This is a genomic window from Pontibacter sp. 13R65 (genome assembly GCF_047525655.1).
Taxonomy (GTDB): domain Bacteria; phylum Bacteroidota; class Bacteroidia; order Cytophagales; family Hymenobacteraceae; genus Pontibacter.
The window spans coordinates 36,110-49,231 of record NZ_JBLIQL010000002.1; the positions used below are offsets into that span (position 1 = coordinate 36,110).

Below are 13,122 nucleotides of genomic sequence, written 5' to 3' on the forward strand. Positions count from 1 at the left end.
AGCCTTTCTTAATACTTGTGTAGCAGCAGGTATTCCTCCAGCACCGGCAGGTCGGCGGGGCACCAGTCGTAGCTTTTCAGCATGTGACGCTCCGACCACTGGTAGGCTTTATGCTCCACCAGCTGTATGACGCCACCCTCATACTTGCAGATATACGGAATCAGCTCCATCGATTTCTGATTTATTGTATATGGCACGGGTGTAAGCCGTTGCAATGGCAGAATATCCAGCTGCAATTCTTCTTTAATTTCCCGGATCAGGCCCGGTACCTCCTCTTCACCAGGCTCCAGTTTACCGCCCGGAAACTCCCATAACAGGGGCTGCGTCATTTCTCTGTTTCGCTGCGTTACTAATACACGGTTGTGTTGCTCCAAAATTGCGCACACAACTTTAACTACAGGTTTTTCTTCCATAATTGCTTGCGTATGTAGGATAAAATAAAGCTTAAACGCCTTGAAATAGGCTAAAGGGTAGTACAAGAGACGTCGCTATTTTATCGGGTGTACCAAGCTTAGTACAAAAAATAGGGATAGTCTGTGAGAGTAGCAGGAGCGGGTGTTCGGAATTTTTGACAAAGTAAAAATATTCTATGTCATTCAGTAAAAAAGTTTTGCCAGTAAAAATTTTACTTACCGGCATTCGCTATTTTACAATAAAAAAATAGTAGCTTAAACAAGATTATTCCACTTCATTTACCCAACAGGCATTTAGGAGCTACTATGAGGATGACCGCAAACTATAGTTTTTTAGTCAGAATCAGTATATTGCTTGCCTCTCTCAATAGTATTTTTACAGGGGTCCTTACCTGGCTGGTATGGCATCAGGAATCTGTAATTCCACTTTGGGGGCAACGCAGTATAAACAGCTACTTGTTTTTAACCAGCTTTGTCATGAGCTTTGTGCTTAGTGTGCTCGCCTCTAAATTAACCCACCGCGCAGTTTCTAAACGTAAAATTCTACCGCTGCACTGGCACCTCAAAAACCAAACCATGCTCGACAGGCTCCCCTCCGACACCTTTCACCGCTCTTTTATTATTAGCCTGATGGGTTGCTGTTATGCCTTCCTGCTGGTGTACCTGCTGAACCTGTACACGGAGCAACAGCTGGAAGTAAGTAAATTTATCAAGCTGAATATGGTGTATAGTATCCTGTTAGCTGCTGGAGCATGTGTGCTATCTGTGTATCGGGCATTGGGTGCCGCTTACCGAAACAAGCGCCTAAACAGATAAAATTTGCTCTGGAAGGCCATTTTCATTTAAATAATTTGGTTGATGTGCAGTTATGCTATTATGTCAAGGATAAACTTTAAAGCATTAGAAATTTTCTAATAAGACAAAAGAAAGAACTGCGGCGATACAATCGCTTCACTCCCCTGTCACAACTATAGTAGAAACAATGCGAACTTAACACCACCACCAGTAGCACCACAAAATCTTTCCAGCATGTTAAAAAGAGGATGCTAAGTTAAACGCAGACAAGGCTTCGTTCCTACTGCCTTAGTAGTTGAACCAATTGGCAGCAGCCTTCCCTATTTTAATTTATTTTTCAGGATCTCGAACTCTACCGCAGGCGAAATACGTTCGTACAGGATATTATAAACTGCTGTTGTAATCGGCATATCGAGTTTAAAGAGCTTGTTGAGCTCATGAATGCTCTGCACCGCATAAAACCCTTCTGCCACCATATTCATTTCCATCTGGGCTGACTTGGCTGAATAACCACGTCCGATCATATTGCCGAACGTACGGTTGCGGCTGAACTGAGAATAGGCTGTTACGAGCAGATCTCCCAGGTAAGCTGAGCCACTAAGAGAGCGGTGCATGGGCATAATCCGGTGCAAAAACCGTTCTATCTCCAGCATAGCATTGGATACCAGCACCGACTGAAAATTATCGCCATAGTTCAGGCCATGCGCAATGCCACAAGCCAGCGCAATAATGTTTTTTATTACGGCGCAATACTCTATGCCGTCCAGGTCATCAAGCGGGTTAGCCTTAACATAGCGGTTGCGCAGCATCTCGCAAAAGCGCTCTGCTGTTTCCAGGTCGTGGGACCCGATGGTGAGGTAAGATTGTTTTTCAAGCGCCACTTCCTCTGCGTGGCACGGACCTGCAATTATAAGTTGGTGCGTGTTTGGGACCTGGTAATGGCGCTCCAGGTAATCAGAAATTAAAATGTTCTCTACCGGAATCATGCCCTTAATAGCAGAAACCAGCACTTTGCCGGCAAAGGCATGTACAGGCAAAGTAGTAACTACATGTTGTATAAAAGCAGCCGGCACGGCCAGTATGACCCAATCAGCAACAGCCACAGCCGCCTCCAGGTCGTTGGTTGGCTTTACGTAATTTAAATCGAAGCTCACGCCGCTCAGGTAGCGGGGGTTGTGCTTGTACTGGATCAGGTGCTGCACATCCTCTCTGTTGCGCATCCACCAGTGTACCTGCGATTTGTTTTCTGATAATATTTTTACAAGAGCTGTTGCCCAGCTTCCACCACCAATAACTGCTATTTTTTCCAAATCTAATGTTTCTTTATGCCATTTTATTCAGAAGCAATGGCCGCAGGTTTGGCCGCAGACTTTTCGTCTTTCACGGCTACTTTAGCACCGTCTTTCAGCGTTTTTGATACCGCTCTGAATGGCCCCGCCACTACCTTCTGGCCTTCCTGCAAACCACTGAGAATTTCCATGTTGTCGAAGTCGCTGATACCTGTTTTTACCTGCACCGCCTTTACGGTGTTGTTGGCATCGTACACAAACACAACTTCTTTTACAGGTTCTTTGCTAGTTGGCTGCGGTTCTACTTGCTCCTGGTTGTCCTGCTCGTTACCGGCACTGGCTCTTTCGTTAGAGCGGGTGGTAACGGCAGACAAAGGTACAGATAAAACATCATTTTTCTGCTCTGTAAGAATTTCGACGGAGGCCGTCATGCCTGGCCGGAAGGGCCTTTGGGTTTTAGAGGTTAAATGCTCATAGGAATTATTAAGTAGGCGAATGCGCACTTCGAACTCAGTTACAGCCTCTAAGGAGGCGCCTTCTTTGGCTGAGTTAGCTATAGCCGTTACCAGCCCTTTAAACTTATCGTCTTTACTCGCATACGAATCTACTTCTACAATTACCGAGTCTCCGAGCCCTACCCTGATGATGTCGTTCTCATTCACGTTTACTCTTACCTCCATGTTGTTGAGGTTGGCGATACGCATGATTTCGGTACCTGCCATTTGTGAGGTTCCTACCACACGCTCTCCCCGCTCCACATTGAGTTTAGACACGGTACCGCTTACCGGGGCGTAAATAGTTGTTTTGTTTAAATTCTCACGGGCATCTTTAAGCGAGGCCTGGGCATTTTGTACACTAAATTCGGCGGCACGCACACTTTGCTCCAGACCGGCTATCTCCTGCTGGCCTGCCTCGTAAGTCGCTAAAATCTGCTGGTACTCTGCCTCCGAAATTACTTTTTGCTGATAAAGTTGCTTGTTGCGGTCAAAATTCTGTTTTACCTGCACCTGATTGGCGCGGGCCTGCTGCAGCCTCGCCTTGGTTTGAGCCAGATTGGCGCGGGCCTGGTTTACCCCCGCCTGCTGCGCATCTACCATCGACTGGTAGTTATCGGGCCGAATTCGAAGCAGGAGCATTCCCTTTACCACAGAATCGCCTTCTTCTACATGCAGTTCAATTATTTCTCCCGAAACATCGGGACTAATTTTCACCTCCGACTCCGGCTGAATTTTACCGGAGGCACTTACTTTTTCTACAATTGTCGTTTTTTTTACCTCTGCAAGCACCACTTCCTCACTTTCTTCTTTCCCGATCCAGCCTGCCTTTTTGGCAACTAAAGCCCCTATTAATAAAAAAGTAATAACTCCAATGAGCGTGTAGAGCAGCTTGTTTGAGTTTTTTTTAGCCATGATGTCTTATAAGGTGAGGGGTTTACCCTGGTAAAAATCGAGAACTTTGAGTTTAAATGTGTATTCGTATTTAGCCTGCAACAGGCTTGATTGTGCCGAGCGGAAGGTGGTGGTAATCACATTAAAATCGATGGTGTTGATTACACCGCTGTTCAGGCGCAGCTCGGCATTCTGAAAGTTTTTCTCTGCTGCTGCCACCTGCTCCTTGGCCGCTTTGTACCGTCGTTGTGAGGCTACAGCATCTACATACGCCTGCTCAATGGTCTGGCGAAGGTTGTTACGGGCAATATCGGCATTTAATTTGGCATTTTGCTGTCCCAGCCTAGCCCGTTCCACATTGTTTCGTACCTGAAAGCCATTAAAAATGGGAACAGATAGGCTAAGACCAGCAAAGCGTGCTATGTTATCCTTCATCTGCTCAAAATAGGAATAATCGCCATAAATAGGATTAACGGCGATGTCGGGTACATACACTATAACAGGCTGTGTACCAGCTTCGTCATAAAAGCCCAACGATTCTGGCACTAAGCCTCTGTTAATGAGTTCTCTGCCGGTCAAAAATTGACTGGAACTTGAATATCTGGAACTAATGCCTCCACTCAAGCTCAGCCTGGGATAGTACCCGCCTCTGGCTATGTCTATGCTTTTGGCCGCGCTCAGTACCCGTAGATCAGCTGCTTTTATGGCTGGCAATGTTTCCTGGGCTATTTCGAAAACCTGGTTTCCGGTAACTCCAACGGGGTTCTGGTCCGGCTCTGGTATCTCTGGCACCACAATCTCAAAGTCTTCGGAGGTAGGCAGGTTGAGCAGCTGCATAAGCGACAGACGGGCTATATCGAGCTGGTTCTGAGCGTTAATAAAGTTTAGCTCGTCGGTGGCTAACTGCGACTGCAGGTCCAGCACGGCGTTTTCGGCTACGCTGCCAGCCTTAAACAAGAGGCTGGTGCGGTCTAGTTGCTGCTGGGTTAGATTCCGCTGAAAATCTGTTGTTTTTATGAGTTCATCTGCAAACAGAATGTTCAGGTACGCCGTTACTACCTGTATGCTGATGTCGTTCTGGATAGAGAGCACATCCTGCTCACTGGCCTGCAGGTTCAAAGCATTCTGCTTTACCTGGTTTGCCTGCTGAAAACCCATAAACAAAGGCACAGACACTCCTACTGAAAAATTACTCGTTTGGGCGCGCTGTGTAATCAGACTAAAAGTTACCGGATCCTGGAATGAACCTGCATTGGAGTTGAAGTTACCGTTGGCGTTAACAGAGGGCAACCTTCCTAACTTAGACTGTCGTAGTTCTACCACATCAAGCTCGCGGTTGAGTCGGTTTTGTTGCCCCTGCAGGTTATTTTTTACGGCATAATCTATGGCCTCCTGCAATGTCCAGGCATCGGTTTTGCCAGATTGTGACTGAGCAAAACCTGCTGTGGCTCCGCAGAGCATCAGGCCCAGCATAAGCAGTATCTTTTTAGGCGTTTTTCTCACAGGTTTAAAGTTATAGGTCAATGTTTGGTATGTAAATGATTTGTTTAACCCAGCTCAGTTGCCGTAAATATTCCAGTGTTATGGGCTTTATGCCTGAATCCATTTCTAAAAAGTGTCTGGCCAATTCATGTTTTCCTTTCCTGGAAACACTCATGGTGGCTATGTTACAGTCGTCGTGTGCAACTACAGAAGCAATAAAAGCAATACTGCCTTTTACATCGTCTGCATCTATAATAAGGGTGTGCTGGTTCGCCGAGAAATTGGCTGTAAATCCGTCTACCTCCACAATTCTGATGATGCCGCCTCCCCTGCTTTGCCCTATCACTTCCACCTCCCGATCTGCTGATTTCAGGTTTAACTTCACTGTGTTCGGGTGCATAGCCGAAGCGTTTCCGATTGATTTAAACTTGTATTTCAGGCCTTTGGCTGCAGCGTGTTCAAAGGCATCTTTAATGCGTTTGTCGTCTGTTTTAAAATCGAGCAAACCTGCCACTATGGCCCGGTCGCTGCCATGCCCTTCGTAAGTCCGGGCAAAGGAGTTGTAAAAAGTAATATCCGCTTCTTCTGGCGCTGCACCTAAAATACGAATGGCCGCCCTGGCGATCCGTACCACTCCTGCTGTGTGCGAACTTGATGGCCCAATCATTACAGGTCCGATCATATCAAAAATGCTGCTTTTCTCCGCCATGGGAACACAGGTAACGAAATATAAGGAAATCCAAATTTAACAATTCTGCACTGAGATTAACAGAATATCTTGTAATGTTGCAAGCGAACTAGACCAAACTACCTAAAATTTCTATCAACTCCTGTTACAGGTCCACCAACCATACAGTTGAGCAGCCGCTTTAAGGCTTATAGAGGATATTCCTGGTGACTTTTACAGCTAGAATTTTCGTACTTATAGAGCTGGAGACTGCTACTGCTTTGCAAGATAAAGATTCCGTGCTATCTCTGAAAAGCAGATGCAGGTGGCGGTAGATCGGTGGCCTGAAGCAGCTTGTTTTTTTGAAAAGTATGTAAAGAAGCGGGCTTTGGGGCTTATTCTTTCGTTCTGAGTTTCACATAGCAGCAGAATTACTTACTTTGCGCTGTTTTTGCAGCTTAACATTAAAATTATCTAGTACAATGGAGCAAGCGTATACCCAGGAAGTTTGGGATCAGATTAAGCGTCTGGAACAAAAATATGTGCCGCTGGGCCAGGACCTGGCAGCTTATCTGGAGGGTTTATACCATACTGATTTTCTTAATTACTGGGATTACATTCACCTCGATGCTCTGTTAAGCCTGCAGATTCCGCGCACGTCTATTCCCGACGAAAAGATCTTTATCATCTACCATCAGATTACGGAGCTGTATTTTAAGCTGTGTCTGGAGGAGTTCCGCCAGATTGGCGATGACCAGGCAATAACAGTAGAAATGCTCCTGAAGCGCCTGCGCCGCATTAACCGTTACTTCGAGAACCTGATAGACTCTTTCGACGTGATGGTTGACGGCATGGATCCTAAACAGTTCCTGCAGTTTAGGATGGCCCTGATGCCAGCCAGCGGGTTCCAATCGGTACAATACCGCATGATTGAGATTGCCTCTACCGACCTCCGCAACCTTACCGACAAAGAAAAGCGCAAAACACTGGGGCAACACACCACGCCCGAAGATTTAATGGGCTGCATCTATTGGAAAGAGGGGGCCACCGAGGTGTCGTCTGGCGCCAAAACGTTAACGCTGCTTCGGTTTGAGGAGAAATATACAGATCAGTTGGTGCAGTTTGCTAGAAACTACGCTCAAAAGAATATCTGGTCGGTGTATAAGCGCCTTCCGGAAACCGACCAGCAAAATCCCCGCCTGATCCGCCATCTCCGTGAGCTGGACAGCAACGTGAATGTAAACTGGCCGCTTATGCATTACAAATCAGCTGTGCGTTACCTGCAGAAGGACCCGGTAATTATAGCGGCTACCGGTGGAACGAACTGGCAAAAGTACCTGCCTCCTAAATTCCAGAAGCGAATCTTTTATCCAGAGCTGTGGAGCGAACAGGAGCTGGAGGACTGGGGAAAAGGCTGGGTAGAAAAAGTTCTGAACGGCGACGTGTAATTAAGCTTGCTTTGGTATTGTCAAGAGCAAATTCGTCTAATGAAAATGACCTTCCGGAGGCTTTTTTAAGATTTTAGACGCTAGATACTATATGTTAGACTTTTTCTGGTACTTGAGTTCTCAAGCACCCGCTAGAGCCGCACACACTGCAAGGTGTTCCAGCTATAATCGGTCTACCATTTATCAATTTAACCCTAAACCCTTTTAACAAGCACAATCAAATTCTTCTAATGAAACTACCCTTCCAGAGGTATTTTCACATGCTAGAGGTTTAGGCTTTTGTGGAGACTTCCACTATTATACATGATCTGCAAGGCTTGTACGTCCCCCGCTACGGAAGATGCGCTCCTAAAGGAATTGAATTGTTTGATTTCGTGTTAAGAAAGCGGCCTTACCAGCTACCATTACCACAAGAATTAGCATATAGATTAACCACAAGTTTAAGGCTAACTACCTTACCTACTATAAATGAGAAAGAAAGAAATTGAACTGGTGGTGAGCCCTGAGGTGGCATACGACCAGCAACTACTGGAGCAGGCGCTTCTGAAAAATGCTCAGGTGCCCGCAGAGGCTGTTAAATTTATTCACCGAATCAAGCGCTCTATCGATGCCCGTGGCCGCGAGATATTGCTCCGGGTCAGAGCCGATATTTACCTCGACACTCCTCCCGATGATATTCTGAGCTTAAAGCCTGCCGTTTATCCTGATGCTACCCATGCTAAAAAAGTGATTATAGTGGGTGCTGGTCCTGCAGGCTTATTTGCGGCCTTGCGCTCCCTGGAGCTGGGGCTTAAGCCGGTGGTGCTGGAACGAGGCAAAGATGTGCGTAGCCGCAGGCGCGATCTGGCTGCCATTAACAAAGAGCACCTTGTTAACCCCGACTCTAATTATTGTTTTGGGGAAGGCGGAGCCGGTACCTACTCCGACGGCAAACTCTACACCCGTTCTAAAAAGCGTGGCGACGTTCAGCGCATCCTGCAACTGTTGGTGCAGCACGGTGCCACGCCAGATATATTATTCGATGCGCATCCGCATATCGGCACCAACAAATTGCCTGCTGTTATCGCTACCATCCGAGAAGCGATTATGGCAGCTGGCGGACAGGTACTTTTTGGTCAGCGCGTAACCGATTTTATAGTGGAACAAGGTGAAATGAAAGGCGTTGTTACCCAAGACGGAGAAGAGCACATCGGAGAGGCTGTAATTCTGGCTACCGGCCACAGCGCCCGCGATATTTTTGAGCTACTGCACCAGAAAGAGGTTCTAATTGAAGCGAAACCATTTGCCATGGGCGTACGGGTGGAGCATCAGCAGCGGCTTATAGACAACATACAATACAAATGCGAGGACCGGGGCTGTTACCTTCCCGCCTCTTCTTATGCCCTGGTGCACCAAACTGTTTACGAGAACAAACAGCGCGGCATCTTTTCTTTTTGCATGTGCCCCGGCGGCTTTATTGTTCCTTCTGCCACCGCGCCCGGCGAAGTGGTGGTAAATGGCATGTCGCCAAGCCGCCGCGATTCAAGGTTTGCCAACTCGGGCATTGTAGTGGCCATCGAGCTCGAAGACATGGAACTGAAGAAATATGGCCCTTTGGCTGGCCTTAAGATGCAGCAAAGCCTGGAGCAGAAAGCCTTTGCTATGGCCGGAGGCACGCAGGCAGCTCCTGCACAGCTCCTCCTCGACTTTACCCGGCAAAAAACCGGTGGTGCCCTCCTCGAAACCTCTTACCAGCCAGGCCTTACGCCAGTAGACATAAATGCTCTGTTCTCGCCTGACATGGCCTACCGGCTACGCGAAGGCTTTAAGGCATTTGGTGGCAAAATGCGTGGCTACCTCTCTAACGATGCCCAGATCATCGGGGTGGAGAGCCGTACCTCCTCGCCTGTTCGAATTCCGCGCGATAAGGAAACGCTGGAGCACGTGCAGATTAGAAACTTATACCCTTGCGGTGAAGGAGCCGGCTACGCAGGCGGCATTGTGTCTGCTGCCATGGATGGCGAACGTTGCGCCGAAATGATAGCCGCCAAGGTAAAGCGTATTGTCGCCTAAGCTACCTCATGCTTGTTTTCATGTCATAAATCCAGCATTTAGTATACCTGCTTCTTAAATTTGATTTATCTTAAGCGGTCATCTTTGGCATCAGACAAAGCAGCCGCAGCATTGCTTTTTTGAAGGAGATCAATAACCATTCTGTAACAGTTACAGTTTAAAGAGGTATGTTATTTTAGTAGATACATTGATATAACTTAACATGAAGAAGACATTGGTTTTAGGCGCTACCGACAATCCATCCCGATTCGCCTACAGAGCAGTACAGAGGCTACAACAGCACGGACACCCCGTCGTACCTGTCGGCATACGCAAAGGTGAAGTAGGTGGTCAGCCCATTATTACCGACAAAAAACAGACGATTGAAGACGTAGATACCGTTACCTTGTATGTGGGCCCACAGAATCAGCCTTCCTGGTACGATTATATTCTATCGCTAAAGCCCAAGCGTATTATTTTTAACCCTGGCACCGAAAACCGGGAGCTGGAAAAAATGGCGCAGAACGCGAATATCGAAACGCTTTACGACTGTACGCTGGTGATGCTGGCCACTGATAGTTACTAAAAATATTTTTCCTGTTTTTGCAACCTGCCTTTTTGCAGCACGTAAAAACAGATATCTAACAAGAAGAAACAGATGGCATAGTTGTCTATGTTTTTTCAAGAAAAAGGGATCTTTAAACGGGATCCCTTTTTTATTTTGTCTTGCCTCCTGGTTATAAATTACGGCAGGCGCATCTAAAATTACTCTCCAAGATGCGCCTGCCGTATTTTATAATACTAATTAAACCGGTTGCTGATAGTTAGCCTCTTTTTCGGCTTCCTCCTCCGCTTCTTCCATCTGGTAACGCATGGTAGCGGCTAAGGCTGTATCGGGCAACAGGTTGGATGTGGCGGCCTGCACCTTGTTCATTAATCCTGATACAATTTTCACCTCTCCTTTCATCAGCGCCATATATCCGTCTTTGGCTACGTCTTCCGGTTCAGAAAGCGGACCGTTGGCAGCTCTAGAATTCTCGGCATGGGCGCGTTTAAAGAAGTAAGTATTGCTGGCACCAGGACATAAGGCCGTCACGGTTATGTTTGTGTCTTTCAACTCATTGCTAAGTGCTTCTGAAAAGGATAAAACAAATGCTTTAGAGGCTGCATAAATAGCCATTAAAGGTGCTGGCATTAGCGAAACAATAGAGGCTACGTTTAAAATTTTACCGTCGTTGCGAGCCTTCATGTCGCGTAAAAACAGCTTCGTCAGCTTCATTACCGATGTAATATTCAGATTGATAATTTCTTCCTCTTTATCCATGTCGGTTTCATGAAAAAAGCCGTGGAGGCCAGCACCGGCATTGTTGACCAGCACATCTACCCGCACACCAACCTTTTTTAGTTCGTCGTAAATCTCCTGAGGCGACCCCGGTCTCGACAAATCGGATGTAATGATGCACACTTTTTCCAGCCCGTGCTCATCCTGAAGGCTATAGCCTAGCTCCTTCAGACGGTCTTCAGAGCGGGCAACCAATACCAGGTTATAACCATCTTTGGCAAAGAGTTTGGCAAACTCCAGCCCAAACCCGTTAGAGGCTCCTGTAATAAGGGCTGTCTTTCCGTGTCCAACTTTGTTCTTTTTCATGCTTGCTTTATTAAGTTTGAAGTATAGGATCTTCAGCGGTATTACTTGCTGATGCACTGCTTCTTTTTTACCCCTTCCTTAAGGTATAGGTTATATTTTATATCCCTCAGCTTCCGCTACGGAATATATTTCACTTTTCTTGAAACAATTTACATAATTTCATATATTGTAAAACATTTTGATTCTTATCTTACTTCATGAAACAACACCAAGAAGGCTATTTTATTTTGATGGCTGATATTATCAGCAGTAGCAGGCATAAGGGAGACTTGCTGATGAAGCAGTTTAAAGAGGTGGTAAACACAGTGAACGAAAAACACAAGGAGTTGCTTCTGTCGCCGCTCACAATTACACTAGGCGATGAGTTTCAGGGGGTGGCACTTAATCTGGAAGCTGCCATAAAAGTAATAGTTGCGCTTGAAGAAGTTATTGTGTTGCAATACAAACCGTTTAAGCTCCGATATGTGCTGAACTTTGGCCAGATCGAAACTCCGATAAACCATGAAATTGCCTATGGCATGCTAGGTAATGGTCTAACAGAGGCCAGAGAGCTTTTGGAGCAGGTAAAGCATCACAGAGGCGAACGGTTTATAGTAAAAACCGGAAATCAGCGCCAGAGTATAACCCTGCAAAAAACCTTTATTTTATATCAATGGCTAGTGGACGCCTGGAAACCAGCAGACAGTCAATTGATAGGTGCTTTCCTGCAAGAATCAGATTATAAGGTGGTGGCAGAGCAGTTAGGCAAAGTAAGATCGCTCATGTGGAAGCGAGAAAAAAGCCTGAAAATAAAAGAGTATCTTGCCGCCCGCGACTTGTTACACCTTATTGCCTCTGCCTGATGAAGTACCTGTTGTTTCTAGTGATTTACCTGCTAGGCGAAACCCTGGCATACTTTATATTCTTCTTTATCAGAAAGCGTTTTGAAAATAAAGCACCTGCTCCCGAACAAAACAACAGGGAGCGGAAACGAAACAAGTACAACACCATAGCCAAAGGCTTACTGGAGCGGTTTTTCATTTACATTAGCCTGGCTAATGGGCTACCGCACGTGCTCACCCTGCTGGGAGCACTCAAAATAGGCACGCGGCTGGATGCTGAAAAACAGCATGCCGTATCGAACGATTATTTCTTGATTGGCAACCTTGTCTCAATTCTGCTGGCGCTGCTCTACTTTTTTGTCTACGACAAAATCGGAAGCTTATGGGTGCTGCATTAAGCCAGATCGGAAAATACTGAAACAGTAATTATTCTAATGAAAAAGGTCTTCCGGAGCTGCTTAAACCAACTTGGGGCCAAGGGCTTAAACCACAAAAGTTGTTCAGTAACAAATCGTTTACATCAACCTAAACAGAAACCTATTCAATTTTGCAAATAAAATTCACTATATTACAGCTATATAGGAAAAATTTAATTTTTTAACACCCAAAAGAAATTTGTATCATGGGAATGATTAAAGAGTTTAAGGAATTTGCCATGCGTGGCAATGTTATGGATCTGGCCGTAGGCATCATCATTGGCACTGCTTTTAGCGGTATCGTCAATTCAGTGGTAAACGACCTCATCATGCCCTTAGTAGGAAAAGTTATAGGTGATGTAGATTTTTCGAACCTGTATGTGCCGCTTTCAGAAAACATTCCAAATGGTCTGGCCCTGGAAGAGGCAAAGAAACTAGGTGCTGTGTTCGCATGGGGAAATTTTGTGACGGTGCTCCTTAACTTCATCATTCTTGCCTTCATTATTTTCCTGATCATCAAAGGCATGAACAGCCTGAAACGCAAAAAAGCAGAGGCTCCTGCTGTTCCGCCGGCACCGACTAAAGAAGAAATTCTGCTAACCGAGATGCGAGACGCTTTAAGGCAAATAGCATCCCGCTAAATAATTTAGATTCAAAAAGGGCCACGTTGCACAAGAGCAGCGTGACCTTTTTTATTTCCAAAGCAACAGTTGATATAAAAGGT

The 13,122-nt window shown here is 46.0% G+C and carries 13 protein-coding genes; 7 read left to right on the forward strand and 6 right to left on the reverse strand.

The annotated features are described in order from the left end of the window. Positions 1 to 8: 8 nt before the first annotated feature. Positions 9 to 413 (reverse strand): (deoxy)nucleoside triphosphate pyrophosphohydrolase, encoded by a 405-nt coding sequence (locus ACMA1I_RS02725; protein WP_337066717.1) that lies wholly within the window; start codon positions 411 to 413, stop codon positions 9 to 11. Positions 414 to 719: 306 nt separating this feature from the next. Between ACMA1I_RS02725 and ACMA1I_RS02730 the strand changes: the two genes are divergently transcribed. Beyond that, complete coding sequence (locus ACMA1I_RS02730) at positions 720 to 1,229, forward strand: hypothetical protein (protein ID WP_414703857.1); 510 nt, start codon at positions 720 to 722, stop codon at positions 1,227 to 1,229. Between the two features lie 299 nt (positions 1,230 to 1,528). On the opposite strand, the gene ACMA1I_RS02735 is transcribed toward ACMA1I_RS02730, so the two are convergent. Genes ACMA1I_RS02735 through sdaAB form a run of 4 tightly spaced genes read right to left on the reverse strand, consistent with a single transcriptional unit; the run spans position 1,529 to position 6,076 of the window. Next, positions 1,529 to 2,518: an NAD(P)H-dependent glycerol-3-phosphate dehydrogenase gene (locus tag ACMA1I_RS02735; RefSeq protein ID WP_337066719.1), complete on the reverse strand. Its 990-nt coding sequence runs from the start codon at positions 2,516 to 2,518 to the stop codon at positions 1,529 to 1,531. Positions 2,519 to 2,541: 23 nt separating this feature from the next. Beyond that, positions 2,542 to 3,906, reverse strand: coding sequence for an efflux RND transporter periplasmic adaptor subunit (locus ACMA1I_RS02740; RefSeq protein ID WP_337066720.1), 1,365 nt, complete (start codon positions 3,904 to 3,906; stop codon positions 2,542 to 2,544). A 6-nt stretch (positions 3,907 to 3,912) separates the two neighbouring features. Further along, positions 3,913 to 5,388 carry a TolC family protein gene (locus tag ACMA1I_RS02745; RefSeq protein WP_337066721.1) on the reverse strand — a complete coding sequence of 492 codons (1,476 nt, stop codon included), beginning with the start codon at positions 5,386 to 5,388 and terminating at the stop codon, positions 3,913 to 3,915. A 10-nt stretch (positions 5,389 to 5,398) separates the two neighbouring features. Next, on the reverse strand, positions 5,399 to 6,076 hold the full coding sequence (gene sdaAB / locus ACMA1I_RS02750) for an L-serine ammonia-lyase, iron-sulfur-dependent subunit beta (RefSeq protein WP_337066722.1): 678 nt from the start codon (positions 6,074 to 6,076) through the stop codon (positions 5,399 to 5,401). 440 nt (positions 6,077 to 6,516) lie between these two features. Here sdaAB and ACMA1I_RS02755 point away from each other — a divergent pair, with 440 nt between their 5' ends. The 3 genes from ACMA1I_RS02755 (at position 6,517) to ACMA1I_RS02765 (ending at position 10,099) form a co-directional block, all read left to right on the forward strand. Then, on the forward strand, positions 6,517 to 7,482 hold the full coding sequence (locus tag ACMA1I_RS02755) for a tryptophan 2,3-dioxygenase family protein (RefSeq protein WP_337066723.1): 966 nt from the start codon (positions 6,517 to 6,519) through the stop codon (positions 7,480 to 7,482). A gap of 468 nt (positions 7,483 to 7,950) precedes the next feature. Then, positions 7,951 to 9,534 carry an NAD(P)/FAD-dependent oxidoreductase gene (locus ACMA1I_RS02760; RefSeq protein ID WP_337066724.1) on the forward strand — a complete coding sequence of 528 codons (1,584 nt, stop codon included), beginning with the start codon at positions 7,951 to 7,953 and terminating at the stop codon, positions 9,532 to 9,534. 202 nt (positions 9,535 to 9,736) lie between these two features. Next, entirely contained in the window at positions 9,737 to 10,099 is a 363-nt protein-coding gene (locus ACMA1I_RS02765) for a CoA-binding protein (protein ID WP_337066725.1), read from the forward strand. A gap of 219 nt (positions 10,100 to 10,318) precedes the next feature. Here ACMA1I_RS02765 and ACMA1I_RS02770 read toward each other — a convergent pair whose 3' ends face one another. Continuing rightward, positions 10,319 to 11,161, reverse strand: a complete 843-nt coding sequence (locus ACMA1I_RS02770) for an SDR family oxidoreductase (protein ID WP_337066726.1) — start codon at positions 11,159 to 11,161, stop codon at positions 10,319 to 10,321. A gap of 197 nt (positions 11,162 to 11,358) precedes the next feature. Between ACMA1I_RS02770 and ACMA1I_RS02775 the strand changes: the two genes are divergently transcribed. The 3 genes from ACMA1I_RS02775 (at position 11,359) to mscL (ending at position 13,039) form a co-directional block, all read left to right on the forward strand. After that, complete coding sequence (locus ACMA1I_RS02775) at positions 11,359 to 12,003, forward strand: SatD family protein (protein ID WP_337066727.1); 645 nt, start codon at positions 11,359 to 11,361, stop codon at positions 12,001 to 12,003. Beyond that, the gene (locus ACMA1I_RS02780; RefSeq protein WP_337066728.1) at positions 12,003 to 12,380 is read left to right on the forward strand and encodes a hypothetical protein; all 378 of its coding nucleotides are present in this window, start codon (positions 12,003 to 12,005) and stop codon (positions 12,378 to 12,380) included. The genes ACMA1I_RS02775 and ACMA1I_RS02780 overlap by 1 nt, the downstream gene beginning before the upstream one ends. Positions 12,381 to 12,604: 224 nt before the next feature. Beyond that, positions 12,605 to 13,039, forward strand: coding sequence for a large conductance mechanosensitive channel protein MscL (gene mscL / locus ACMA1I_RS02785; RefSeq protein WP_337066729.1), 435 nt, complete (start codon positions 12,605 to 12,607; stop codon positions 13,037 to 13,039). The last annotated feature ends 83 nt before the right edge of the window (positions 13,040 to 13,122 follow it).

What these genes read in the sequence shown, in the direction of transcription:
- ACMA1I_RS02730 (WP_414703857.1), top strand. Translation starts at nt 720, where the DNA reads ATGAGGATGACCGCAAACTATAGTTTTTTAGTCAGAATCAGTATATTG.
- ACMA1I_RS02765 (WP_337066725.1), top strand. Translation starts at nt 9,737, where the DNA reads ATGAAGAAGACATTGGTTTTAGGCGCTACCGACAATCCATCCCGATTC.
- ACMA1I_RS02755 (WP_337066723.1), top strand. Translation starts at nt 6,517, where the DNA reads ATGGAGCAAGCGTATACCCAGGAAGTTTGGGATCAGATTAAGCGTCTG.
- ACMA1I_RS02770 (WP_337066726.1), bottom strand. Translation starts at nt 11,161, where the DNA reads ATGAAAAAGAACAAAGTTGGACACGGAAAGACAGCCCTTATTACAGGA.
- ACMA1I_RS02775 (WP_337066727.1), top strand. Translation starts at nt 11,359, where the DNA reads ATGAAACAACACCAAGAAGGCTATTTTATTTTGATGGCTGATATTATC.
- ACMA1I_RS02760 (WP_337066724.1), top strand. Translation starts at nt 7,951, where the DNA reads ATGAGAAAGAAAGAAATTGAACTGGTGGTGAGCCCTGAGGTGGCATAC.
- ACMA1I_RS02780 (WP_337066728.1), top strand. Translation starts at nt 12,003, where the DNA reads ATGAAGTACCTGTTGTTTCTAGTGATTTACCTGCTAGGCGAAACCCTG.
- sdaAB (WP_337066722.1), bottom strand. Translation starts at nt 6,076, where the DNA reads ATGGCGGAGAAAAGCAGCATTTTTGATATGATCGGACCTGTAATGATT.
- ACMA1I_RS02740 (WP_337066720.1), bottom strand. Translation starts at nt 3,906, where the DNA reads ATGGCTAAAAAAAACTCAAACAAGCTGCTCTACACGCTCATTGGAGTT.
- ACMA1I_RS02725 (WP_337066717.1), bottom strand. Translation starts at nt 413, where the DNA reads ATGGAAGAAAAACCTGTAGTTAAAGTTGTGTGCGCAATTTTGGAGCAA.
- mscL (WP_337066729.1), top strand. Translation starts at nt 12,605, where the DNA reads ATGGGAATGATTAAAGAGTTTAAGGAATTTGCCATGCGTGGCAATGTT.